The sequence below is a fragment of the Planomonospora corallina genome, from assembly GCF_042650625.1.
Lineage (GTDB): Bacteria > Actinomycetota > Actinomycetes > Streptosporangiales > Streptosporangiaceae > Planomonospora_B > Planomonospora_B corallina.
Map to the genome: position 1 here is coordinate 338,602 of NZ_JBHSBM010000017.1, position 24,813 is coordinate 363,414.

The window sequence follows — 24,813 nt, forward strand, 5'->3', positions numbered from 1 at the left end:
CGGGCGGCCGCCACCTTCAGCTCCGGCGCGGTGTCGGGCAGGACCACGGTCGCCCGCAGGCCGTGCTCGGCGGCGGCGTACGCGATGGCCTGGGCGTGGTTGCCGGAGGACTGGGCGATGATGTGCCCGACGCCCCCCTCGGCGAGCCGTCCCACCGCGTTCACCGCGCCCCGCACCTTGAACGAGCGGGTGGGCTGCCGGTTCTCGGGTTTGACCCAGAGCCGTTCGCCGGGCAGGCGCAACAGCGGCGTGCGCCGTACGGACGGCGCGATCCGGGCCGCCGCGGCGGCCACGTCGTCCATCGTCACCAGGCGGGTCCGCCCGGCGCCGGCCGCGCCGGCCCCGGCCGCCGGGCGGATCCGCCCGGCGCCGGCGGTCTCGGTCGTCGTCACGGGGTTCATCCGTTCAGCACCTTCTCCTGGATCGCGTCCAGGTCGGCCTCGGCCTCGGACGGCGGCGCGGCGTCGGGCACCAGGTCCTCCAGATCGTGCAGCGGGCGGTGGCGCAGCCCGAGCAGGCCCCACGCCACCAGGAACACGCCGCTGGCCAGCAGCACCGCCGCCGCCCCTCCACCGGGGCCGGAGGCGTACCGCCCGGCCCAGTCGGCCAGCGGGCCGGCGGCCAGGAAGCCCAGCGGCTGCATGGCCGTGGCCAGCATGACGTTGACGGCCAGGACCCGGCCCTGCAGCTCCGGCCCCACCTTCACCTGGATGATGGACAGCCAGTGCGCGTTGCCGATGCTCATGCAGGCCAGCCGGACGAACAGGCCGGCCGCGACCAGCCACACCGCCGGCCAGACGCCCATCAGCACCACGCCGATCCCGGACCCGACCACGAAACCGATCATTCCGGTGGCCCGGCGCCGGGTGCCGCCCCAGACCAGCACCACCCCGGTGCCCACGGCCGCGCCGAGGCCGCCGATCGCGGTCACCGCGCCCAGGGTGGCCGAGGAGCCGAGGGCCAGCACGACCGGGGTGATCAGCACCCACATCAGGGCGGTGCAGAAGTTGACCACCGAGAAGTAGAACGCCATCACCAGCAGCGGCCGGCGCCGGCGGAGGAACCGCCAGCCGCCGGTCAGCGCCGCCTGGAACGTCTCCTCCCGCCGGTGGAACAACCGGTCGGGGAAGCGGACCGCCAGCAGGGTCGCCACCCCGACCGCGAACGTCGCCGCGTCGACGGCCACCACCGCGGACAGCCCGAACATGCCGATCAGCGCGCCGCCGGCGAGGGGCGCCACCACGTTGCCGGCGCCGAACCCCAGGTTGGCGATGGCGTTGGCCTGCGGCAGGTACGGCTTGGGCACCAGCTGCGCGATCGCGGCCAGGTAGGCGGGCTGCTGGAACGCGGTGACCACCGAGGTGACGCCGACGATGAGGCACACGTTCCACAGCGCCAGCCGGTCGGTGGCCAGCAGCAGGACCAGCGCCACCATGGCCAGCCCGGAGACGGCGTCGCAGGCCAGCATGACGCGGCGCCGGTCCACCCGGTCGGCCAGCGCGCCGCCCAGCGGGGTGAGCAGCACGGCCGGGATCTGGGAGAGCATCGTGACGAGGGCCAGGTCGAGGATCTCGCCGCTGCGCTGGTAGGCCCAGACGCCGAGGGCGAACGAGCTCAGCGCCGTGCCCACCGCCGAGACGAGCTGCCCGCCCGCCACGGTGTAGAAGGGCCGCAGGTTCCTGCGCTCGGGCGGGCGCACCGGATCGGGCAGCCGCCCGGCCGCCCAGCGCCGCAGGTGCTCCATCACCAGGGCGGCCAGCGGTTCGGCCTGGTGCCGCAGGAAGTAGTGGCCCGCGCGGGGCAGCACGGCCCGCTCCACCCTGGGCGCGAAGGCCGCCCACTCGGCGTACCGCTCCTCGTGCAGCTCGGTCGCCCGGTCCCGTTCCCCGACCACGCACAGGATCGGTGCGCGCAGCGGCGGCCCGTCCCCGGCCAGCTCGCGGCCGAACCACTCCTGCGCCTGGTCGGCGTCGTGGCGCATCGCCCGCACCGCGGTCCGCTTGGCGGCCTCGTCCATGTCGTCCAGGAGCCCGCCCGAGGCCCGCAGCGCGTCCCGGAACATCCGGTCGGAGACCCAGCGGTCGCCGCGGAAGAGCCGCTGGACCAGGCCGGGCAGCCCGGCGCTGGGGAAGCTGCCGGCCGCGATCACGCCCAGGACGGGGACGCCGTCCGCCTCCAGCCTGCGGGCCAGGGCCACCGCGGGCGCGGAGCCCACGCAGTGGCCGTAGACCGCGATCGGGCCGGACGCGGTCTTGGCCACCTCCGCGGCCAAGGCCTCCACCAGCTCCTCCAGCGGCAGCGGCTCCTCGTCCGGCCGGGCCGGGTCGTGGCCGGGCGGTTCGGCCGCCAGCACCTCCACCCGCTCGCCGAGGGCCCAGGCCATCGGCTGGTACACCGCCGCCGAGCCGCCGCCGTACGGCAGGCAGACCAGGGTGAACTCGCTGGTGCGGCCGCCGCCCAGGCGGTGCAGCAGCCCGCCGCCGTCCTGCCGGTCCAGGAACGCGGCCAGCTCGGCGACCGTGGGCCGGGTGAACAGGTCGATCACCCGCAGGCCGTGCCCGATCTCCTTGACCGCGCGCACCGCGGCGAAGGAGTCCCCGCCCAGGGCGAAGAAGTCGTCGTGCGCGCCGACCTCGGCCACGCCGAGCACCTGGGCCCAGACCCGGGCGACCAGCTCCTCGCCGGGCGTGGACGGCGGCACGAACTCCGCGGCCTCCGGCCGCGGCTCGGGCAGGGCGGCCCGGTCCACCTTCCCGTTCGGGTTGAGCGGGAGCCGGTCGAGCACGACGAGCTGCGCCGGGACCATGTAGTCGGGCAGCCGCTCCCGGAGCGCGGCCCGGACCCGCGGCACGTCCACGGCGCTCCCGGCCGACGGCGTCACCCAGGCGGCGAGCTGCCGGGCCTTGCCCTCGCCCACCGGCAGCACCACGGCCTCGGCGATCTCGGGCAGGGCGCGCAGCGCGGTGGCGACCTCGCCCGGCTCGACCCGGTAGCCGCGGACCTTGACCTGGTCGTCCACCCGGCCGCGGAACTCCACCCGCCCGTCGGCGGTGACGCGCAGCAGGTCGCCGCTGCGGTAGCAGCGCCCCCGGCCGGTCAGCGGGTCGAGCACGAACCGCTCCGCGGTCAGCTCGGGCAGGCCGATGTAGCCGCGGGTGACGCCGGGGCCGCCGACCACCAGCTCGCCCGGGACCCCGACCGGCACCGGCCGCAGATCCGCGTCCACCAGGTGCCCGTACACCCCCGGCAGGGGCCGGCCCAGCGGCACGATCCCGGTCCGGTGCCCGGCCGGGACCTCCTCGGTGTCGCAGACCAGGCAGATCATCGTGGACTCGGTGTGCCCGTAGTGGCTCTGGATCCGCAGGCCGGGCCGCGCGGCCCGGGCCCGCTCCACCAGGTCCCACGGGCACGCCTCGCCGGCCAGGATCAGCAGCTTGCCCGGCAGCACCGCGGGCAGGTCGCCGCCGGAGGCCAGCAGCTCCAGGTGGCTGGGCACGCACTTGACGACGTCGACGCGGTGCTCGGCCAGGTAGCCGGCGAAGGCGGCGGGGTCCATCGCGGTCTCGCGCGGCACCAGGTGCACCGTGCCGCCCGTGGTCAGGGCGCCGAAGACGCAGGTGAGCCCGAAGTCCGCGGCGGGGGTGGACACGACCGCGTACGACCCGCCGGGCACGCCGATCCGCGGCAGCATGCCGCGCAGGTAGCCGAGCACGCTGCGGTGCTCGGCGGCCACGGCCTTGGGCGTGCCGGTGGACCCGGAGGTGAAGATCACGTGGTGCAGGTGCTCGGGCCGCACGTCGACGTCGGGCCGGGTCTCCGGCGCCGCCGGGAGCCGGTCCAGCTCCAGCACCTCGCGGCCCGGACCGATCCGGCCGGCGAACTCGGCCGTGGTGACCACGGCCCGCACCCCGGCGGCGTCCAGCATCGCGGTGATCCGCGCGGCCGGGTAGGCCGGGTCCATCGGCAGGTAGCCGCCGCCGGACTTCTGGATGCCGAACAGGGCGCAGGCCAGGCCGGCGCCCGGCTCCAGCAGCACGCCGACCGGTTCGTCGGCGCGCACCCCGGCCTCCAGCAGCAGGTGGGCGATCCGGTTGGCGGCCGCCTCCAGCTCGGCGTAGGTCAGCGCGCGGTCCGCGCCCACCACGGCGGGCGCGTCGGGGGTGGCGTCCGCCCAGCGCTCGATCAGCCGGTGCACCGGGGCGTCCGCCGCGGGCTCCGGCGGCCCGCCGGCCGGGGACGGCCCGGCCGCAGGTACGGCGGGCCCGCCGGCCAGGATCGGACCGGTCACCGGCTCCAGCGGGACCGCGCCCACCGGGGCGTCCAGGTCGGCCAGCATCCCGTCCAGCAGGGCCAGGTACCACCGGGTGAAGCGGGCCGCGGTGGCCTCGTCGAACAGGTCGGTGCGGTAGTCGAGCCCGCCGCGCAGCGGCCGGCCGGGGCCGCCGTCGACCACGTGCCAGCTCAGGTCGAACTTCGTCGTCCGTTCGGGCAGGCGGATCTCGCCCGTCTCCAGGCCGGGCAGCTCCGGCAGGTCCGCGCCGGTGACGTAGTTCAGCATCACCTGGAACAGCGGGGTCGCGGCCAGGTTCCGCTCCGGCCGCAGCCGGTCCACCACCCGGTCGAACGGCGTGCTCGCGTGGGCGAGGGCGCCCAGCGCGTCCTCCCGGACCCGGGCCAGCAGCTCACGGCCGGTCGGGCCGCCGCCGACGTCGGTGCGGACCACCACCGTGTTGAGGAAGCAGCCGACCACGCCCTCGGTGCCGGGATGGTCCCGGCCGGAGACCGGCACGCCGACCGCGACGTCGGTGCCGGCCGCCAGGCGCGCCAGCAGGGCCTGCAGACCGGCCAGCAGCACGATGAACGGCGTCGCCCGGTAGGCGGTGGCCGCCGCCCGGACCCGCTCGCTCAGCTCCGCCGGCAGCTCCAGCTCCACCGAGGCGCCGTCCGGATCGGCCACCGCGGGGCGGGGCCGGTCGGTGGGCAGGTCCAGCACCGGCGGCAGGCCGGCCAGCCGCTCGGCCCACCAGTCGAGCTCGGCCAGGTCGGGGACCGGGGCCACCTCGGCGTACTGGGCGGGCGGCGGGTCCAGGGGCGGGCGCAGCCCGAGCCGTGCGGCGTACAGCGCGGACAGCTCCGACAGCAGCAGCTCCCGGGTCCAGGCGTCGGTGGCGATGTGGTGGAAGGTGAGAGAGAGCACGTGCTCGGCCCGCCCGTCCCCGGTGGTCTTCTCACCGCCGGAGAGGCCGCCGGAGACGTCACCGGAGAGGCCGCCGGGCCCGTCGACCGCGAGCAGCACCGCCCGCATCGGCGGCTCGGCGTCCAGCGCGAACGGCGTGGCCAGGTGCGCGGCCACCTCCTCCTCGACCCGCGCCGCCTCGACGCGCACCGTGGACACCGGCACCTCTCCGGCCGGTCGTGCCACGAGGACCGGCTCGGGGCCGGAGTCGTCGATCACGCTGCGCAGCACCTCGTGCCGCTCGGCCAGGTCGCGCACCGCGCCCAGCAGCGCGTCGGTGTCGAGCGGCCCGCGCAGCCGCAGCGCGAGCGGCACGTTGTAGGCCGTGCTCTCCGGCTCCAGCTGCGCCAGGAACCAGAGCCTGGCCTGCGCCCCGGAGAGCGGGACCGGCCCGTCCGGCCGCTCCCGCCGCGCCCGGGCCCGTTCCGCGGGGCGGGGCAGGGCGGCGGCCAGGTCGGCGAGGACCGGGTGCTCGAACAGCAGCCGCACCGGGACCGGAGCGCCCAGCCGCTCCCGCAGCCGGCCGGCCACCCGGGTCGCGGCGAAGGAGTGCCCGCCCAGGGCGAAGAAGTCGTCGTCGGCCCAGACCTCCGGCGCCTCCAGCACCTCGGCCCAGGCCTCGGCGACCAGGTGCTCCTGCGGCGTCGCCGGCGGCACCCGCACCGCCGGACCGGCGTCGGGGACCGGCAGCGCCGCCCGGTCCACCTTGCCGTTCGGGGTGAGCGGCAGCGCCTCCAGCACCCCGATCGCGGCCGGCACCATGTAGTCGGGCAGCCGCTCCCGCAGCGCGGCCCGGACCGCGGAGACGTCCACGGCGTCCGCGGCGGTCCCGGCGCCGGGCGTCACCCAGGCGGCCAGGCGCCGCCGCGCCCCGGCGCCGACCGGCTGCACGAACGCCTCCGCCACCTGCGGCAGGGCCCGCAGCGCCGCGGTGACCTCACCGAGCTCCACCCGGAACCCGCGCACCTTCACCTGGTCGTCGACCCGGCCCAGGAACTCCACCAGCCCGGCCGGGTTCACCCGCACCCGGTCCCCGGTGCGGTACCAGCCGCCGGCGAACCGCTCCGCGGTCAGGTCGGGCCTGCCCAGGTAGCCGCGGGCGAGGCTGGGCCCGCCGATCCACAACTCTCCCGGCACGCCGGTCGGGAGCGCCCGCCCGGCGGGGTCCGCGACCCGGCACACCACGTCGGCCAGCGGCCGGCCCAGGACCGCCGTGCCGGGCGGCGCCTCGGCCGCGTCGCAGGCCAGCACCGAGACCGTGGTCTCGGTGGGCCCGTAGTGGATCTGCACCGCCAGGTCCGGCCGGGCCGCCCGCACCCGCTCCACCAGGTCCGCAGGCACGGCCTCGCCGGCCAGGACCAGCAGTTTGCGGGGCAGCCCCTCCATGCCCAGCGGCTCCAGCTGGCTGGGCACCATCTTGACCACGTCCACCGGGTGGGCGGCCAGGTAGGCGGCGTACGCGGCCGGGTCGGTGGCCGTCTCGTGGTCGACCAGGTGCAGGGTGGCGCCCGAGGTGAGGGCGCACAGCACGTTGGTCAGCCCCAGGTCGGCCGCGGCGGTGGACACCAGGGCGAAGGAGCGCGCGCCGGCGGGGATGCGCCCGGCCACCGCGCCCAGGTAGTGGGTGATCTGCCGGTGCTCGACCGCGACCCCCTTGGGCGTCCCGGTGGAGCCGGAGGTGTAGATCACGTACGCCAGGTGGCCGGGCGGCACGGCCACGTCCGGGCGGTGCTCCGGCCCGTCCGCGGCGGCGGCGACCTCCGCCTCGGTGAGCACGATCCGGGCGCCGGCGTCGGCCAGGACGGCCTCGGTCCGCCGCGCCGGGTAGACCGGGTCGAGCGGCAGGTAGGCCGCGCCCGCCTTGAGCACCCCGAGCAGGGCGACCGCCAGCTCGGGCCGCCGCTCCATCAGCACCCCGACCGGCTCCTGCGGCCGCACGCCGCGCTCCAGCAGCCGGTGCGCCACCTGGTTGGCCCGCCGGTCCAGCTCCGCGTAGGTGAGCGGCGCGTGGCCGGGCGAGGCGACCGCGGTCGCGCCGGGGGCGGCGTCGGCCGCCCGCTCGACGAGCGTGTGCAGCGGCACGTCCACCGCCGGGCCGTCCCCGTCCGGGCCGTGCAGGTCGGGGCCGGCGGGCAGCCCGACCGGCGCGTCCGGCTCGGTGAGCATCCCGTCCAGCAGGGCCAGGTACCAGTCCGCCAGCCGCCGGACGGTGGCCTCGTCGAACAGGTCGGTCCGGTAGCGCAGCTCACCGGAGAACCGGGTCCCGTCGTCGCCGAGCTCCAGGTTCAGGTCGAACTTGGCGGTCGGCGACGTCAGCGGCTCGGCCCGGACCTCCACCCCGGGCAGGCCGGGCGGCACGCCGGTGTCGTAGACGTTCAGCATCACCTGGAACAGCGGGGTGACCGAGAGGTTCCGCTCCGGCTGGAGCCGTTCCACGATGCGCTCGAACGGCGTGCGGGCGTGGGCCAGCGCGTCCAGCGCGGCCGCGCGGGCGCGGTCCAGCAGCTCGGCGCCGGTGGGGTCGCCGGAGGTGTCGGTGCGCACCACCAGGGTGTTGATGAAGCAGCCCACCACCTGCTCGGCGTCCGGATGGTGCCGCCCGGCGTGCGGCACCCCGACGGCGATGTCGTCGCCGCCGGACACGCGCGACAGCAGGGCCTGCAGACCGGCCAGGAACACCATGAACGGCGTCGCGCCCGCCACCGCGCGCACCTTGGCGGACAGGGACGCGGGCACCTCGACCTCGACCGCGGCCCCCTGCCAGGTGGGCACCGCCGGGCGGGGCCGGGCGACGGGCAGCTCCAGCACCGGCGGCAGGCCGGCCAGGTTCCGCTCCCACCAGTCCAGGTCGGCCTCGGCCCGCGCGGCCTCCCGGTCGGCCTCCCGGGCCTCCCACGCGGCCACGTCGGCGTACTGCAGCGCCGCCGGCTCCGGCTCCGGCTCCGGAGCCAGGCCGAGCCGGGCCGCGTACAGGGCGGCCAGGTCCGCCAGGAGCAGCCGCTCGGACCAGGCGTCGGTGGCGATGTGGTGCAGGGTCAGCGCGAGCACGTGCTCGTCCCCGCCGAGCCGGAACAGCGTGGCCCGCATGGGCGGCTCCGCGTCGAGCCGGAACGGGCGCCAGGCCTGGGCGGCCAGCTCCCGCTCCAGGTCCGCGGGGGCCGCGTCCACCACGGAGACCGGCACGCTCGCGGCCGGCCGCACCCGGGCGCCGTCGACGACGCCGCGCAGGATCCAGTGCCGCTCGGCCAGGCCCGCCACCGCGGCGGTCAGGGCGGCGACGTCCACCGGCCCGCGCAGCCGCAGCGCCAGCGGCACGTTGTAGGCGGGGGTGTCCGGCTCCAGCTGGGACAGGAACCACAGCCGCTCCTGGGCCGGGGAGAGCGGCATGTCCGCCGCCCGCAGCGCGGGGATGCCGACGGGACCGGCGGTCTCCGCCGCCACCCGGGCCGCGGCGAACCGGGACCGGACCAGTTCGGCGATCCGGTCCTGCTGTACCTCGGTCATGCGTCGCTCCCGTCCATCAGTTCGTTCATCAGCAGTTCTTCGAGTCCGGCGGCGAAGTCGGCGAGCACGGGCCGCTCGAAGAGCAACCGGACGGGGACGGCCAGGCCCAGCGTCTCGCGGAGCCGGCCGGCCACGCGGGTGGCGGCGAAGGAGTGCCCGCCCAGGGTGAAGAAGTCGTCGTCGGCCCAGACCTCGGGCCGTTCCAGCACGGCGGCCCAGACCGCCGCCGCCAGGTGCTCGGCGTCGGTGGCCGGCGGGACTCGCCCGGTCCGCGGGCCGTCGGCGGGCTCGGGCAGGGCGTTGCGGTCGATCTTGCCGTTGGGCAGGGTCGGCAGCTCCGGCAGCGCGATCCACCGCCGGGGCACCATGTGGCCGGGCAGCCGGGAGCGGAGATGCCGTTCGACCGCGGCCAGGTCGGCGGTCTCCGGCACGACGTGGCCGACCAGGTGCGCCTGCGCGCCCTGCCCGGCCACGGTCACCGCGCCCTGGACCACCTCGTGCAGGACCGCCTCGATCTCACCCGGCTCGATCCGGTACCCGCGCACCTTCACCTGGTGGTCCTTGCGGCCGTGGAACTCCAGCGTCCCGTCCGGCCGCCACCGCACCAGGTCCCCGGTCCGGTAGCACCGGCCGCCGGGGACGAACGGGTCGTCGGTGAACGCCGCCGCGGTCAGGTCGGGCCTGCCCCGGTACCCGCGGGCGACGCCGGCGCCGCCCAGCAGCAGCTCGCCGACCGCGCCCGGCGGCACCAGCCGCAGCTCGGAGTCGACCACGTAGGCACGCTCTCCCGGCATCGGCCGCCCGATCGGCACCCGCCCGGCCTCGTGCGGGCGGACCCGGTGCAGGGTCGAGGTGACGGTGGCCTCGGTGGGGCCGTAGGCGTTCCACAGCTCGCCGACCCGGGCCAGGATCTCCCCGGCCAGGGCCGCGTCCAGCGCCTCCCCGCCGACGACGGCCCGGAGCGCCGGGTCGCCGGACCAGCCGGCGGCCAGCAGCATCCGGTAGGCCGTGGGCACCAGGTCGACCACGGTCGCCCCGCAGGCCGCGATGAGCCCGGCCAGCGCGTGCCCGTCCACGGCCGTGGCACGGTCCACCACCACGCAGGTGCCGCCGGCGGCCAGCACGCTCCACAGCTCGGAGGCGGAGGCGTCGAAGGCCAGGGGCGCCACGGCCGGCTGGACGTCCCCGGGGCCCAGCCGCAGCGCGGCGGCCGTCCCGGCCACGAGGGCGGCCAGGTTGCCGTGGGTGACCTCCACGCCCTTGGGCGTCCCGGTCGAGCCGGAGGTGTGCAGCACGTAGGCCAGGTCCCCGGCCCGCACCTCCGGCAGCTCGGCGGGCGCGCCGCCGGCGGCCACCAGGTGGTCCAGGTCCAGGGCGGGCAGGCCCGCGGGGGCCGCGCCGCCCCGGGTGAGCACCGTGCGCACCCCGGCGTCCCCGGCCAGCAGGCGCAGCCGCTCGGCCGGGTGCCCGGGGTCCAGCGGCAGGTAGGCCGCGCCGGCCCGCCACACCGCCAGCAGGACCGCCGGCAGCAGGTGGTCGCGCGGCAGGCAGACGCCGACCACCTCGCCGGGCGCCACCCCGTGCTCCAGCAGGGCCGCCGCGGCCCGGCCCGACCAGTCGTCCAGCTCGGCGTAGCTCAGGGAGGCGCCGTCCGGTCCGACCACGGCCGTCCCGGCGGTGCGGGCGGCCAGCGCCCGCGGCACCGTCGGCAGGTCGCCGGGCGGCTCCGGCCCGGCCGCCGCGGCCAGCAGGGCGGCGCGCTCGTCCGGGGTGACCAGCTCGAACGCCGCCGGCGGCCGGTCGGGGTCCGCCAGCGCGCAGCGCAGCAGCCGCACCAGCCGGTCCAGGTACGCCTCGGCCTCCGCCGCGCCGAGGCGGGCGGTGGCGTACTCCAGGTGCAGCTCGGCGCCGGCCGCGGTCCGGTTGACGAGCACGCCGAGCTCGTGCCCGGCGGCGCCCGAGCCGAGTTCGGTGAGCAGCTCCAGGCCGCCCAGGCGGACCGGCACCTCGGCGTGCTGCATGGCCAGCAGCACGGGGGAGCGGGGCAGCTCGGCGGGCGGGATCTCCTGGTGGACCAGGGCCCGCGTGGTCGCGTCGGCGGCCTGCCGGACCAGGTCGCGGAAGGTCGGCGCGCCGGCCGGGCGCAGCCGCACCGGCAGCGTGTCCACCAGCGGGCCGATGACCCCGGTCAGCTCCGGCCGCGCCCGCCGTGCCGCGACCGCGCCGACCAGCGTGTCGGGCTCGCCGCCGGCCAGGGCCAGCGCGGCCAGGTACACCGCGAACGGGGTGGCGCCGCACCGGCGCGCCAGCGCGTCCACGCCGGCGGTGAGCTCCTCGGGCAGCGGCCGGACCACCCTGTCCGCGGTCAGGTCCGCGGGCGCCGGGTCCGCCGCGGGCGCGCCGGCCAGCTCGGTCCGCCAGAACTCCCGCAGCCGCTCCAGGTCCGGCTGCTCCCGCTGCTCCCGCAGGGCCACGTCGCCGACCTGGACCGCGGGACCGGGGACCGGCTCGCCGGCCAGTCCGGCGGCCAGCTCGGCCATCAGCACCCCGACGGAGCCGCCGTCGAAGGCGAGGTGGTCCACCACGACCACCAGCTCGGCCTCCGCGCCGCCCGGCCGGCACAGGTGGGCGCGGAGCAGCGGCACCTCGCCCGTCACGTCGAAGACGTGCGCCGCCGCGGCCCGGGCGACCTTCTCCGGGTCCTCACCGGCGGCGTGCTCGACCAGCGGCACGGGGACCGGCGGGTGCACCACGGCGTACGGCACGCCGTCCTCGCCGACGGAGACGGTGCTGCGCAGCACCTCGTGCCGGCGGACCACCGCGTCCAGGGCCGCCCGCAGCCGCGCGGTGCCGGGCAGGTCCCGCACGCGCAGCCGGACCGCCAGCGTGGTGACCGGGCTGCCGGTGTGGAGCTGCCTCAGGGTCCAGAACTCGCGCTGCATGCCGGTCAGCGGGTACAGGGTGCGGCCGCTCCGCCGTACCGGCTCCGGCCCGGCCTGCCGCATCCGGGCGGCCAGCCCGGATGCGGTGGGCTCGGTCAGGAAGGCCGCCAGGGGCACGGTGCGCCCCAGCCTGCGGGACAGCTCGGTGACGACCTTGGCCGCGGCCAGGGAATGCCCGCCCAGGTCGGCGAAGCGGTCGTGCACGCCGACCTCCGGCAGCCCCAGCGTCTCGGCGATCACCTCGGCGACCAGGCGCTCGTCGTCGGTACGGGGCGCGACCGGCGCCGCCCCGGCGGGCCGGGAGGCGCCGAGCCGGGGCAGCGCCGCACGGTCCACCTTGCCGTTGGGGGCGAGCGGAAGCTCCTCGGCCACGCCGATCCGGGTGGGCACCAGGTGGTCGGGGAGCCGGGCGCGCAGCCAGTCCCGCAGCTGCTGCTCGCTCACCCCGGAGGCCGCCACATGACCGGCCAGGTAGGAGATCCCGTCGTCGTCGGCCGCGGCCAGCACGACGGCCCCGCGCACCGAGGGGTGGCGGCTCAGCACGGCCTCCACCTCGCCCGGCTCCACCCGGTAGCCGCGGATCTTGACCTGGTCGTCGGCGCGGCCGGCGTAGCGCAGCTCACCGCCGGCCCGGCGGACCAGGTCGCCGCTGCGGTAGACCCGGCTCCCGTCCGGTTCGGTGCGGAACGCGTGCGACTCGCGCCCCAGGTAGCCGCGGGTCACTCCCGGCCCGCCGATCCACAGCTCGCCCACCTCCCCGTCCGGGACGGGGTTCCCGTCCGCGTCACGGACCGTGAGCACCGCGCCGGCCATGGGCCCGCCGAGCGGCGGCTCGCCCTCGTGGTCCCGGCCCACCTCGGCGAACGTGCAGGCGGTGGTGCACTCCGTCGGGCCGTACAGGTTCACCACCCGGCGCACTCCGGGGTTGGCGTAGATCCGCCGCACCAGGGCGCCGGTCAGCGGCTCACCGCCGGAGATCACGGTGCGCACCCCGTCCGGCAGCGGTTCGCGCAGCAGTGCCGTCAGGGCGGAGGGCACGCCGTTGATCATGGTGACCTCGTCCCTGGCCGGCAGGCTCGGCAGCGCCAGCAGGTTGTCGGCCAGGATCACCGTCCCGCCGGTGATCAGCGGCAGGAAGAGCTGGCTGATCGACGCGTCGAAGCAGATCGAGGAGGCGGCCAGCGTGCCGCCCAGTTCCTCGGCGGTGTAGGCCGACGCCTCCCAGCGGAGCAGGTTCATGGTGTTGCGGTGCTCCACCACCACGCCCTTGGGCGTCCCCGTGGAGCCGGAGGTGTAGATGACGTACGCCGCGTCGCCCGGGTCCCCGGCCACCCGCACCGCCTCGCCGTCCGGCGCGGCCTCGTCGACGAGCACGGCCCGGGCCCCGGTCAGGGCGGCGGTACGGCACAGCGCGGCCGAGGTGAGCACCGCGGACACGGCGGAGTCCTCGGCCATGAACCGCAACCGCTCGGCCGGGTAGGCGGGGTCCAGCGGCACGTAGGCCGCCCCCGCCTTCCACACCCCCACCAGTGCGGGGATCAGCCACTCGCCGCGCTCAAGGCAGACCCCGACCAGGTCACCGCGTCCGATGCCCCGGCCGGCCAGGGCGCGCGCGACGCCGTCGGCCCTGCGGTCCAGCTCGGCGTAGTCGATCCGGCCGGTGCCCGCCACGACGGCGGTGCGGTCCGGGGTCCGCCGGCTCTGGAGTTCTATGGCCTCGTGGACGCGCATCCCGTGGGCCTGGGTTCCGCGGGTGTGGGCTCCGCGGGCGTGCGCCTCCCGGCCCTCCCGGCCCTCCCGGCCCTCCCGGCCCTCGTGCGGCCCGCCGGAGTTCCCGGCCGCCGCACGGTGAAGCCCACCTCGCCGGTGCTCCTCCGGCCGCTCGCCCGGGTCTGGTTCCCCGGTCTCCCATGCCGTGCCCAGCTCGGTGCGTACATCACCGGTCACTTTGTCCTCTTTCTGGGCAGGACGATCCGGATCACGAAAGTCCTGCGAGTTGCGTAAATGATCACCCCTGTGATCGCGAGTGTGATTTGCGCAACTTGCAGCCGTCTTGAAAGCGGGTTGCAGCCGGAGCGGGCACCGCCCTCACCCGTCACGGCCGGGGCGAGTCGCGGCGGGGGAGGAGGGGAGGGTCCGCCCCGGTCCGCGGGCGTGGTCACCCGGCGGTGAGGGCCTGCTCGAAGGCGGTGTAGGCGTCCGGGGTGAACAGCACGAAGCGCACCTCCCGCACCCGGGTGGCGGCGGCGCGCACGGCGCCGACCGCGATCCGGGCGGCGCCGTCCAGCGGCCAGCCGAAGACCCCCGTGGACACCGCGGGGAACGCCACGGTGGCCGCGCCCAGTTCGTCGGCGACCCGGAGCGACTCCCGGTGACACGAGGCGAGCAGGTCCGAGCGGTCCTCCTCGGGGGAGAAGACCGGCCCGACGGTGTGGATGACCCAGCGGGCGGGGAGGTCTCCGGCGGTGGTCGCCACCGCCTGGCCGGTCGGCAGGCCCCTGCCGTAGCGCGAGGCGCGCAGCCTCCGGCACTCCTCCAGGATCGACGGGCCGCCGCGCCGGTGGACGGCCCCGTCGACCCCGCCGCCTCCCATCAGCGAGGAGTTGGCGGCGTTGACGACGGCGTCGACGGCCTGCGCGGTGATGTCCCCCTGCAGCAGTGTGATCCTCATGCGGTCAAGTCTGGTGGCGGGCCGCCGCGCGGATCCCGGCGGCTCGTGTCTCAGGTGGCGTGCTGCCTGCTCCGCTCCCGGCCGGCGGCGGCGATGACGCTGTCGATCAGGCCGGGGAAGAGCACGTCGAGGTCGGCGCGGCGCAGGGAGTTCAGCTTCGCGGTGCCGCGGTAGACCTGGGTGATGACTCCGGCCTCGCGCAGGACGCGGTAGTGGTGCGTGCCGGTGGACTTGCTGACCGCGAGGTCGATCTCCGAGCAGGCGACCCCCCGGCCGACCTCGGCGAGGAAGCGCACCACCTCCAGCCGCGCGGGGTCGGCGAGGGCGTGCAGCACCGCCTCCAGCCGGATCTCCTCGAGGCTCGGGTGCTCCAGGATCCGCGTGGACATCGGCCTCCCCCTCCTGCGCGGCACTCCGCCGGCCTCGCTGATATTACGATATCCATCGTAGTTTGACATCTATCGTACTACGGTGTTTATCGTATAAGGGCTGGATCACCAGCGCCGAGCCCCGGACGAGCGAGAGGTCCCCATGCTGTTCGATCCCATCACCCTGCGGTCCCTGACCATCCCCAACCGGGTCTGGATGGCCCCGATGTGCCAGTACTCGGCCGCCGTGGACGGACCGGAGGCGGGCGTCCCGCACGACTGGCACCTCGCGCACCTCGCCGCCCGGGCGGTGGGCGGCGCCGGGCTGATCCTCACCGAGGCCACGGCCGTCGCGCCGGAGGGCCGGATCAGCCCCGCCGACCTGGGGCTGTGGAACGACCGCCAGGCGGAGGCGTTCACCCGGATCACCGGCTTCCTGGAGCGGCACGGCGCGGTGCCCGGCATCCAGCTCGGGCACGCCGGCCGCAAGGCCTCCACCGACGTGACGTGGCGCGGCGGCGCGCCGCTCGGCCCGGCCGAGGGCGGCTGGCGGCCGGTCGCGCCGAGCCCGCTGGCGTTCGCCGAGGGGTACCCGGTGCCCCACGAGCTGACGGCGGAGGAGATCGGGCGCATCGTCGGCGACTTCGCCGCGGCGGCGGAGCGCGCGCTGCGGGCGGGGTTCAAGGTCGTGGAGGTGCACGGTGCCCACGGCTATCTGATCGGCGAGTTCCTCTCCCCGCACAGCAACCGCCGCACCGACGGCTACGGCGGCTCGTTCGCCGGCCGTACCCGCTTCGCGCTCGAGGTGGTCGACGCCGTGCGGGCCGTCTGGCCCGAGGAGCTCCCGGTGTTCTTCCGCATCTCGGCCACCGACTGGCTCACCGAGAACCCCGAGGACGAGCGGGAGGGCTGGACCGTCGACGACACCGTGCGCTTCGCCAAGGAGCTGCTCGCCCACGGCGTCGACCTGCTCGACGTCTCCAGCGGCGGCAACGCGCCCCGCGCGAGGATCACCACCGGCCCCGGCTACCAGGTGCCGTTCGCGGCCCGGGTCCGCGCCGAGACCGACCTGCCGGTGGCCGCCGTCGGCGAGATCACCGACCCGCACCAGGCCGAGGAGATCGTCGCCTCCGGCCGGGCCGACGCCGTCCTGCTCGGCCGCGAGCTGCTGCGCGACCCCTACTGGCCGAACCGGGCCGCCCGCACGCTGGGCGTCCCGGCCCGCTGGCCCGACCAGTACCACCGCGCCGTCTGAGCGGCTCCGCGCCGGGCCGCCCCGGATCCGGCCGGACGGGCGGGTCCTACAGGGCCGGGCCGCCGGGAGAGGCCGTGGCCGAGGCCAGGGCGCGCAGGGCCTCGCCGTCCAGGCGCATGACCTCGATCTCGTCGAGTCCGCGGGCGTCCAGACGGCGGTAGAAGCGCAGGGCCGGGTCGTTGGTGCGCAGCACCCACCACTCCAGGCGGCCGCAGCCGCGCTCCACCGCGAGCTTCGCGAGGTGGCCGAGCAGCACCCGGCCCAGCCCGCCGCCCCGGTGCTCGGGCCGGACGTACAGGTCCTCCAGGTGGATGCCGGGCCTGCCGACGATGGTGCTGTAGGTCGGATAGAACAGCGCGAACCCGACCGGCTCCCCGCCGGCCTCCGCGATGACGGCCTCCGCCACCGGGCGCGGCCCGAACAGCGCCTCCGCCACGTCCCGCGGCCGGGCGGTGACCTCGCCGGGGAACTGCTCCGCCTCGGCGAGTTCGACGATGAAGCGGTGCAGCACGTCGGCGTCCCCGGGCTCCGCCGGACGGATGAGCGGTTCCACGGGAATCACCGGGGACACGGTCGCAGGGGATTCGATCTTCTCCACCCGGGCATTGTGCACCACTCCGCCCGGTGGCCGTGGTGCCGCGGACCCGGTCGCCGGGGACGCCCGCGCGGAGGAGCGCCAGGCAGGGGTCGTGCACGGTCACGGCCAGCAGCGCGCCCTGGCGGCGGACCGTGACGCGCAGGACGTCCTGGCGGCCGTCGCCGGTCCCCAGGCGCCGGCAGCCCGGTCCCGGTATCCGAGGGTCGGGTGTCCAACGGGATGATCGAGGGCCCCGCCGAAGTGAAGATCACCTTTGATGAGTCCGAGGACAGGTCCACGAAGGGCCTTCGGCCCAAGAGCATGTCCTTCCCCGCCAGGTTGACCTGGGTGCGCGAGCCGATCGGTGATTCAGGGCGGTACGGGGCCGCACCCGGTTCGACGAGGCCACGGCCGTGCCGCTTTCCGGGGACCACGGGTGAGGCAACCCCGAAGGTTGGTTCTTCGCGGGACACGGTCCCTTCCGCCGGAGCGTCGGCCCCGGCGGCCTGATCCGGCTCCCCGGGGTCGACGAGGACGTGCCGCCCCGGGTCGTGGACGAGGAGCCGTACGAGCGGGGTGGGCTACGGCAGCGGCGACGACGCCCTGCTCACCGGCCTGTCCGGGATCGACTCGCCGTACTCCGGCCGGGCCGAGGAGATGCGGCGCCGGCTCACCGTCCTGGAGCGCGCCGTGCTGCGCGGGCGGGCGGGCCGCGAGGAGCGGCAGGAGCACGAGCGTCTGCGGGAGACGCTCACCGGCTCCCTGGCGTCCCGGGTGGACGAGGTGGCCTCGAGGATCGCCGACGCCCCATGATCCGCATCCGCCGTACGGCGCTCCCCCGGATACGGCCGACCGGCTCCGCGAGCGCACCGGCAGGCTGCGTGCGGCCGGCGCCGACTGCGCGAAAGCGCGGGCCGAGTTGAAGTCCGCCAGGGCCGTCCGGGCCGGACCAGCCGTACCCGAGGCCGCGGACCTGGTGCGACCCTCCGGGACGCGGAGTCGGGTCACGCGTTCGCCCGCGAGCGCGCGGCCCGGTCCCGTCTCGCCGGAGGCGTCTTTTCGCGGCGGCGGCGGTCCGTGGAGGGGCGTCTCACCGGGCGGTACGGGCGGAAGCCGACGGTGCGGGGGGAGATCAGCAGCCTGGTGGGCACGGACGGTGCGGGGAGCCGCTCCAGCGCGTCGGCGAACGCCGGCTGCGGCGAGCCGTCGCCGATCTCGTTGACCTCGTCGCAGAGCGCCTGCCAGAGCGCCGCATGCCGTGCGCAGAGTGACCTGAGGGCGGCTGCCCTGACCGTGGTCGTGCCGGTTTCGTCGGCTTTCCGGAGAACCTCGAGCCACTCGTCGATGTGCTTGACCGGGGACCGCGGATCGGCCCCGTCCACCATGGACTCCAGGCGTTCCAACGCGCCGTCGACCGTCCCGGGAATCCGCTCCACGGCGTCCTGGGCGCCCTGGGAGGTGAGCCACGGGTCATCAGGCCGGGAGAAGAAGATCTCGTCGAAGGTCGACACGTGCGACGAGATGTCCACGTCGCCCAGCACCGCCGGGTCGGCGACCCTCCGGGTCTTCTCGATGAGACTCCGCCGGTCGAGCCAGTTGCGCGCCTGGCTGCACGCGAGGTGGTGGACGCACCCCCACAGTTCCCGTTCGTTCTGGAGCCAGGTCGTCACGGTCGCGATGCCGACCGGACCGCGGCCGGGTCTCCGGTCCCAGCTTCCCCTCATCGCGGTGGCGATCCCCGTCAGCAGGCGCCGGTAGTAGTCCGTGATCTCGATCCTCGTCGGCGGGATGTCCTGCGGCCGGAGATGGTCATGGGTGGCGTACGGATAGACCTCCCTCTCGAAGCGGATGAAGGCTCCATGGGCCCGTAGCGGGGCCAGGTCGGGATCGTCGGTGAGCATCCACGAACGGGTGATCTTCACGAAGCCGGTCTTCTCTCTCCGCACCGCCTTCTTCAGCTCGCGCACCGCCAGCGCGGAGAACTCCTCGGGCCAGCCGAGATACCTGCCGATGCGTTGCTTCATCGCGAGGGCGTAGAGGCAGGCGGCGTTGTAGTTCTCCTGCCAGTCCTTTCTGATCAGGCGCCTCCAGTCGTGCTTGGCCTGCCTGACCCGCCACCGGAGCTCCTCGGGGGAGACCTGGGATCGGACCATCTTCCGGACCTCCCGGTAGAAGTCATCGCTCCACCCCAGCGCCTCCGCCGGCGGCAGGGGCGGCCCCGCGAAGGAGCCGGGACCGGTCTCGGACAGGTGGTGGTCGTGGTAGGCGTCCCAGGCCAGAGCGAGCCGGAGCGGCGCCCAGATGTCACGGAACATGCGAACGCTGGCCTGGGTGATGATCCCGGCCTGGGTCGTTGCTATCTCACCCCGGCGGATCCTGGGGCTGCAGCGGGCGATCAGGTAGTCCTCGGAGAGCCGGTACGCCTCGGCCAGGCAGGCCCGCTGGAACACCAGGGCGACCTCGCTCTCGTCCCCTGTCTTGAACACCTCGCTGAGCCGCTCCCGGACGTCGCGTTCGACCGCATCGGTCAAGGGATCCTCATCCCAGTGGACGAGATCGACCGCGGTGCGCCAGTACCGGTCGACGAGGTCCGGCGTCAGAGACTCGCGGATCTGCCTGCGGATCTCCGGGCGTCCGAAACCGTCGTCGCTTCTCTTGCACCACTGGTGGGCGGTCAGCTCCGACGTGCCGAGGACGATGGCATACCGCTGCCGTGCCTGCAGAGCACCGGGATGTCTCCTCAGGTACCTCAGGCATGCGATGGGCGGGCCCCCTTCCGGCAGGGCCCACAACCTCGCGGTCGCCCGCTCCGTGGTCTGGCCGGCGGCCACGAGAGCGCCGTGGTACGTCTCCAGGGCGTCCAGGTAGAGTCCGAGCTTCTCCTGCGTGAGACCGATCTGGACGCGCAGGAACAGGTTCGTCGGGTCGAGCTGCACCGCCTTGTAGTAGAGGGAGAGCGCCTCGTCGAACCTGCGGCCGCGGGCGAGTTCCGTCGCCTCCTGGTAGGCCTCGAACAGGTCGACGGGGAGGCTCCGCCCCTGCCAGCCCCGCCAGGGCAGCTCCCGGCCGGCGCGTATGACCGGCACCAGCGTCGCCATCACCCAGTATCCGGCCCGGTGGACCGTCTGCTCCCAGGTGCGTCCCCACACCGTCTCCACATGGCTGCCCCGGGTCGCATACGAGGTGACGGTCACCGTCATGCCGAACCGGGGTTCCGGCTCCCGTACCCGCAGCACGCCGCTTATCTGGTAGGCGAGCTTCGGCCTCAACCGGCTGAAGAGGCGGAGCATGCTCGTGCCGAGTTTCTTCGGCTCGAGATCGATGTCCCCGACCAGGTCCAGGAAGCTCTCCGCCGGAGCCTCGGCGGGGACCACGGTGGGAGGGTAGAGATTGCTCTCCGAGAGCGACTTGCGGAGCTGCGCGGTGAGGTCCTCGACCGGAGGGTGCGGTTGACCGTCGACTGTGGCGTCGACGAGTTTCCTCACGTCCACCGCGCCCGGTTTGTAGGCGTTGTACATGATCATCGCCCTCCGGAGCGCGTGGAGGAAGGCGACGACGAGGACGGCGCAGACGATGCGCAGGCCCCAGGGATCGGGGTCGACGCCTCCCATGAGGACCCATCGGATGCCGCTCACGATCCTGGACGTCACCTCGGTGATCCACAGCGCCGGCGGACTGAAGTCGTCTGCCGTGTGCCATATCTGGTGGCCGCCGCCGACGAGGGCGAGCAAGGAGACGAGCCCCACGGCCACGCCCCCGGCCACGGCCGCCCATGCCCTCGGACGGGGAAACGGAAGGGTCGACCGTTCGGCCCGGGACAACGGTCTGCGACGGAGTGGCATGTCCATCCTCCAGCCCCATGGAAGCAGCCTCCATCAACCCCTATCTCTCGTCCGCGGTGGAGGACAGAGGGTGTTCTCGGACATGAGCCTGGTTTTGGAGAATCCGTGAGAGGAAGCGGGATTGTCTTTCCCCGGCCCGCCCTCCCGGAGGGGATGCCCAGGGCCGGGGATCGCGTTCCCCGCTCCGCCGCGCGCGTCCCGTACTCCTCATGTCCGCCGGACCGGTGCCGATAGGACGGTGATGCGGATCCGGAGAAGGGCGGCGGCGTGCTGGCTATCGTGATCGATGACTCGAGTACCATGCGCCGGATCATCCGGGGAGTCCTGACGCGCCTGGGCTTCTCGGTGTACGAGGCCGCCCACGGCCAGGAGGCCCTCGACCTGCTGGACGAGATCCCGACGACGCCGGACGTGGCGCTGGTCGACTGGAACATGCCCGTGATGGACGGGCTGGAGTTCATCCGCCGGGTCCGCAAGATGGACGGCATGCGCGAGATGTGCCTGATGATGGTGACCACGGAGAGCGAGCAGAGCAAGGTCGTGCGGGCGCTCGCCGCCGGCGCCCACGAGTACGTCATCAAGCCGTTCACGCCGGAGACGATCCACGAGAAGCTCGTCTACATGGGCCTCGACTGCCGTCCGGCCGGGGAGGGCTGAGCCGCCCGCCGGAAGCCCCGGCGAGGTGCCGGCCCCGACCGGGTGGCCGTCGTTCCGGTACGGCGGGTGACGCCGGACCCGCCGCCCGCCGCCGCTCCGGTGCGGCGGGCGGCGGCCGGGATCAGGAGACCGCGCCGTCCAGGATCGGGATCAGCTGCTCCTCCTCGTAGGCCAGGTGGCGTTCGAGCTCCTCGATGAGCCGCTCGACCTCCGGGAGCACCCGCGACCGGTCCGTGCCGTCGGCGGAGACGACCCGCTGCAGCTCGTCGAGCAGGGCCGCGATCTTCCGGTGCTCCTGTCCCAGCCGGTCCAGGACCGGGGCGAGGTCGGGGCGCTGCCCGGCGAGGGCGGGGAACATCCCGTTGTCCTCGTGGGTGTGGTGCTGGTGGATCCCCTGGCAGACGGTCAGGCAGTTCACCCGGAGCTGGGCGCCCAGTGCGGGGCCCGAGCGGGCGATCTCCTCGCGGACCAGGGCGAGCTCCCGCCGGAAGGCGTCGTGGATGAGCTTGAGCGCCTCGCCGAACGAGGACACGCCGCTGATGTCCGGCGGGCCGGAGGGGACCTCCTTGAGCGCGACCACGGGGATGACGCGCTCGGTCCCGGCCTGGTACTCGGCCCACCCGGGGTCGGCCTCGGCGGCCCGGGCGAAGAGGCGGTCGCGTTCGTCGCCCTCCAGGACGGTGGCCTCGGCCTCGTAGGTGAAGACGCCGTCCTCGACCGTGACGCGGGGGTGGGCCACCAGGTTGCGGAACCAGTCCGGGTCCTTCGGCGAGCCGCCCGCCGAGGCGATGATCAGGATGCGGTCGCCGTCGGGCAGGTAGCCGACCGGGGTCGTGTGCGGGGCGCCCGAGCGGGCTCCGGTGGTGGTCAGCAGGATCAGCCGGCCGCCCTCGAAGGGGCCGCCGACCTGTCCTCGGTTGGCGCGGAACTCATCGATGATCTTCTGGTTGAAGTCGTTCGGCATTCTCTGGGTTCTTCTCCTGGATAGGTCGGTCCCGCGGGCCGTTCGCGGGCATGACGGATCACCGCCCGGAGGGGACGGGACGGATCTCACCGCGGGACGGCCTCGGCCGCGGTGCGGATGATCGGGGAGGGCGTGGCGGACGCCCGGGGACGGCTCGCGGAGCCCGGTGACCTGCGCGTCCCGGCCCGCCGCGCGGAAACGGAGGCGCCGTGCGGGACGACGGGGAGACACCGGGGGACGCCTGGGGGGCGGCGCGTGCGACGGACGCGAGGTGCGGCACGTGGAACGCGGGGGAGATGCGGAAAGGGGGAGGCGGGGATCTGGCCCGCCCGGAGCTCACGCCCGGGCCGGGTGCCTCACTCGCTCGTGGCCCATGGCCGACCCGGCAGTCACGATCTAGACCCTAACGCCGCGAGCGCGCCGGGGCAATGCCGTTTCCGCGCCGCTCTCCGGGACGGTCCGTGGGCCGTCGCGGCGCCGTACCGCCGGGAGGAGCGGAGGTGGCGGGCCCGGTCAGCCCTGCCCCGCCAGGAGGGTGGTCGTGCGGAGCGCGCCGTCGTAGCTGCGTGCGCCGGAGAACGCCCCGGCGGCCTCGGCCAGCCCGTCGAGCACCGTGATCGCCCGCGCCCGTGCCGCGGCGTCCAGGTTGCGGGCCAGCGTCACGTGCGGGAACCACCGTCCCGGCGTGTGCAGCGGATTACCGCCGCAGGAGCCGCCCAGCACCCGCCACACCTGCGCGTGTACGGCCAGCAGCCGGGCCTCCGGCACCACGCCCCAGGCCAGCACCCGTGCCCGGCCGGCGAACAGCAGCAGCGGTCCCAGCCTGACGGGCACCGGCAGATCACCGAACGCCTCGGCGAACGCGGCCGGCGCGTCGGGCGGCAGCCGTTCGCAGACCGCCAGCGTCAGGTGGGGGCGGTTGGTCGGGTGCGAGTGGCGCGCCTGGCTGGGCAGCCCCTCGGCCGCCAGCCTGTCCCAGACCGCGCGCACCGCCGAGTCGAGCACGTCGTCGCAGGTCAGCTCGATGGTGTGCATTCGGCAACGGTAACGGGTGCACCGTGTCCGGTCCTGGACGGCCGCTCCGGAGAGCGGCGACCGGATCGGCGGATGCCGTTGACAGGATCGGCGGCGCCTCTTATAAAAGACTTTTGTTATAAAACAAAAGTGTTATGAAGTGTGGTCCGGCCGGCTTCGCACCCGCGGCGCCGACCGGTGGGAGACGACGACCGGGAGATCGCTGATGTCATTCGACGGGACCACCGAGGCGCCGGTGACGGTCACGCGGGAGAACGCGGAGAGCCTGGTGTCGCGGGCGCTCGACCAGACCGGCGCCCTCATCGCGCGGATCGGGCCCGAGCAGGCGGCGCTGCCGCCCCCTGCCGCTCCTGGGACGTGCGGGCGCTGGTCGACCACGTGGTGGACGAGATCCGGCAGTTCGCCGCGGTGACCGCCGGAGGCGAGCGGCACCATGACGGTGCCGACGTCATCGGGGACGACTGGAGCGCCGCCCACCGGGCGGCCGCGGACGAACTGCTGGCGGCCTGGCGGAGGTCCGGGGCCCTGGACCGGCCGCAGCGCCCGCCCTTCAGGGAGATCCCCGCCCTGTGGGCGGTGGGCCAGCACGTCACCGAACTGGTGATCCACGCCTGGGACATCGCCAGGGCGACCGGGCAGCAGGCCGACCTGGACCCGGAGCTGGGGCTGGTGGCCCTGCGGTGCGGGAGGGAGACCCTCCGGCCGGAGTTCCGGGGGGACGAGACCGAGGGACACCACATCGCCGCCGAGGTGCCGGTGCCCGATGACGCGCCGCTGTACGACCGGATCGCGGCGTTCGGCGGGCGCGATCCGCTCTGGGGCCGCTCCTCGGGGGCGTGACGCCTCCGGTCCGGAACCGTCCGGCCGATTCCTTCCGCCGGATGCGAGAACCTTCCCCGCGAAGCGGTCGTCTCACCGTGCATGGGACCGGAGCACGGATGCGGAGGAGTCACCATGGCGGGTACGGGACGGACGACGGGGCGGGCGGCGGTGGCGGCCGGGGTGCTCGCCGCGGTCGTCCTCGCGGGCGGCGCCGCGGAGGCGGGCACGGGGACGGCGGGTACGGGGACGGCGGGTACGGGGACGGCGGCCGGGACTGGCCCGGGAGCGGCCACCTCCGCGGGGACCTTCACGGGGACGGGGGAGACCGGCCGGAAGCTGCCGAGGAACTTCCTGCTCTACGAGGCCCGGGCCCGCAAGCCGGTGAGGTACCCGGAGGAGGAGAAGTGGACGATCAGCGACCGGCATGAACGCCTCAGCCTCACGCCCTGCGGCGTGGGCGGTTCCAAGGACCGGAGCCGGGTGAGCACCCGGACGGTCATCTACACGGCGCCGGAGTTCTACCAGGCCGAGCAGGTCGTGATCCACCGCTCCGAACGGGCCGCGCGCGCGGCCATGGCCGACCTGCGGAAGCGGGTCGGCAGATGCGAGACCGACGAGAGCGGTCAGGTGGTCACCAGGGGCTGGACGGAGAAGGTCAGGATGGGGGACCAGGCCGTCCGGGTGATCGTGCAGAACTACGCCCGCAGGGACGGAGGCCCCGCCATCGGCGGCCAGCGGGGCGTCGTCGTGCGCGAGGGCCGCGCCCTGGTGAGCTACATGTACGCCGGGGAGTACAGCGAGGTGCGCGCCTCGGACTTCCGCAAGCAGCTGAAGGACGCCAGGAAGATGGCGGTGAAGGTCTGCTCGCTGCCCGGCGTCTGCTGACCGGCCGCCCGGCGTCCGCCGTCCCTGCCCGCCGACCGGCGGGCAGGGACGGCGG

The 24,813-nt window shown here is 75.2% G+C and carries 15 protein-coding genes and 2 pseudogenes; 6 read left to right on the forward strand and 11 right to left on the reverse strand.

The genetic code is table 11. The features are described 5' to 3' along the window. The 7 genes and pseudogenes from ACFOWE_RS14745 to ACFOWE_RS14765 form a co-directional block, all read right to left on the reverse strand. A partial coding sequence (locus ACFOWE_RS14745; RefSeq protein ID WP_377287946.1) for a pyridoxal-phosphate dependent enzyme occupies positions 1–401 on the reverse strand: 401 nt, incomplete at its 3' end. After that, the gene (locus ACFOWE_RS14750) at positions 398–5,977 is read right to left on the reverse strand and encodes an amino acid adenylation domain-containing protein (RefSeq protein ID WP_449301215.1); all 5,580 of its coding nucleotides are present in this window, start codon (positions 5,975–5,977) and stop codon (positions 398–400) included. The genes ACFOWE_RS14750 and ACFOWE_RS14745, both read right to left, overlap by 4 nt. Then, positions 5,954–7,402, reverse strand: a pseudogene (locus tag ACFOWE_RS33900) (amino acid adenylation domain-containing protein); the annotation flags it as partial. The gene ACFOWE_RS14750 and the pseudogene ACFOWE_RS33900, both read right to left, overlap by 24 nt. Continuing rightward, positions 7,388–8,740: pseudogene (locus tag ACFOWE_RS33905) on the reverse strand (condensation domain-containing protein); the annotation flags it as partial. The pseudogenes ACFOWE_RS33900 and ACFOWE_RS33905, both read right to left, overlap by 15 nt. Then, positions 8,737–13,629 carry an amino acid adenylation domain-containing protein gene (locus ACFOWE_RS14755; protein ID WP_377287950.1) on the reverse strand — a complete coding sequence of 1,631 codons (4,893 nt, stop codon included), beginning with the start codon at positions 13,627–13,629 and terminating at the stop codon, positions 8,737–8,739. The gene ACFOWE_RS14755 and the pseudogene ACFOWE_RS33905, both read right to left, overlap by 4 nt. A gap of 211 nt (positions 13,630–13,840) precedes the next feature. After that, positions 13,841–14,353: an O-acetyl-ADP-ribose deacetylase gene (locus tag ACFOWE_RS14760; RefSeq protein WP_377287952.1), complete on the reverse strand. Its 513-nt coding sequence runs from the start codon at positions 14,351–14,353 to the stop codon at positions 13,841–13,843. 50 nt (positions 14,354–14,403) lie between these two features. After that, a complete protein-coding gene (locus ACFOWE_RS14765; protein WP_377287954.1) occupies positions 14,404–14,742 on the reverse strand; it encodes an ArsR/SmtB family transcription factor in 339 nt (112 codons plus the stop codon). Between the two features lie 142 nt (positions 14,743–14,884). Here ACFOWE_RS14765 and ACFOWE_RS14770 point away from each other — a divergent pair, with 142 nt between their 5' ends. Further along, the gene (locus ACFOWE_RS14770) at positions 14,885–15,976 is read left to right on the forward strand and encodes an NADH:flavin oxidoreductase/NADH oxidase (protein ID WP_377287956.1); all 1,092 of its coding nucleotides are present in this window, start codon (positions 14,885–14,887) and stop codon (positions 15,974–15,976) included. Between the two features lie 46 nt (positions 15,977–16,022). Here the strand turns inward: ACFOWE_RS14770 and ACFOWE_RS14775 are convergent, their stop codons facing one another. Beyond that, complete coding sequence (locus tag ACFOWE_RS14775; RefSeq protein ID WP_377287958.1) at positions 16,023–16,574, reverse strand: GNAT family N-acetyltransferase; 552 nt, start codon at positions 16,572–16,574, stop codon at positions 16,023–16,025. A gap of 555 nt (positions 16,575–17,129) precedes the next feature. Here ACFOWE_RS14775 and ACFOWE_RS14780 point away from each other — a divergent pair. Next, complete coding sequence (locus ACFOWE_RS14780; RefSeq protein WP_377287960.1) at positions 17,130–17,366, forward strand: hypothetical protein; 237 nt, start codon at positions 17,130–17,132, stop codon at positions 17,364–17,366. 191 nt (positions 17,367–17,557) lie between these two features. Here ACFOWE_RS14780 and ACFOWE_RS14785 read toward each other — a convergent pair whose 3' ends face one another. After that, positions 17,558–20,299, reverse strand: coding sequence for a tetratricopeptide repeat protein (locus ACFOWE_RS14785; protein WP_377287962.1), 2,742 nt, complete (start codon positions 20,297–20,299; stop codon positions 17,558–17,560). 363 nt (positions 20,300–20,662) lie between these two features. On the opposite strand from ACFOWE_RS14785, the gene ACFOWE_RS14790 reads away from it, so the two are divergent. Further along, complete coding sequence (locus tag ACFOWE_RS14790) at positions 20,663–21,052, forward strand: response regulator (RefSeq protein WP_377287964.1); 390 nt, start codon at positions 20,663–20,665, stop codon at positions 21,050–21,052. A gap of 121 nt (positions 21,053–21,173) precedes the next feature. Here the strand turns inward: ACFOWE_RS14790 and ACFOWE_RS14795 are convergent, their stop codons facing one another. Both ACFOWE_RS14795 and ACFOWE_RS14800 read right to left on the reverse strand, forming a co-directional pair. After that, complete coding sequence (locus ACFOWE_RS14795; RefSeq protein ID WP_377287966.1) at positions 21,174–22,016, reverse strand: nitroreductase/quinone reductase family protein; 843 nt, start codon at positions 22,014–22,016, stop codon at positions 21,174–21,176. Positions 22,017–22,529: 513 nt separating this feature from the next. Beyond that, positions 22,530–23,051, reverse strand: coding sequence for a 2'-5' RNA ligase family protein (locus ACFOWE_RS14800; protein ID WP_377287968.1), 522 nt, complete (start codon positions 23,049–23,051; stop codon positions 22,530–22,532). 205 nt (positions 23,052–23,256) lie between these two features. Between ACFOWE_RS14800 and ACFOWE_RS14805 the strand changes: the two genes are divergently transcribed. The 3 genes from ACFOWE_RS14805 to ACFOWE_RS14815 all read left to right on the forward strand — a co-directional run bounded on the left by ACFOWE_RS14805 (position 23,257) and on the right by ACFOWE_RS14815 (position 24,758). Next, positions 23,257–23,463, forward strand: a complete 207-nt coding sequence (locus ACFOWE_RS14805; protein WP_377287970.1) for a hypothetical protein — start codon at positions 23,257–23,259, stop codon at positions 23,461–23,463. Next, positions 23,409–23,891 (forward strand): TIGR03086 family metal-binding protein, encoded by a 483-nt coding sequence (locus tag ACFOWE_RS14810; protein WP_377287972.1) that lies wholly within the window; start codon positions 23,409–23,411, stop codon positions 23,889–23,891. The genes ACFOWE_RS14805 and ACFOWE_RS14810 overlap by 55 nt, the downstream gene beginning before the upstream one ends. A gap of 114 nt (positions 23,892–24,005) precedes the next feature. Continuing rightward, on the forward strand, positions 24,006–24,758 hold the full coding sequence (locus ACFOWE_RS14815; RefSeq protein WP_377287974.1) for a hypothetical protein: 753 nt from the start codon (positions 24,006–24,008) through the stop codon (positions 24,756–24,758). Positions 24,759–24,813: the final 55 nt, after the last annotated feature.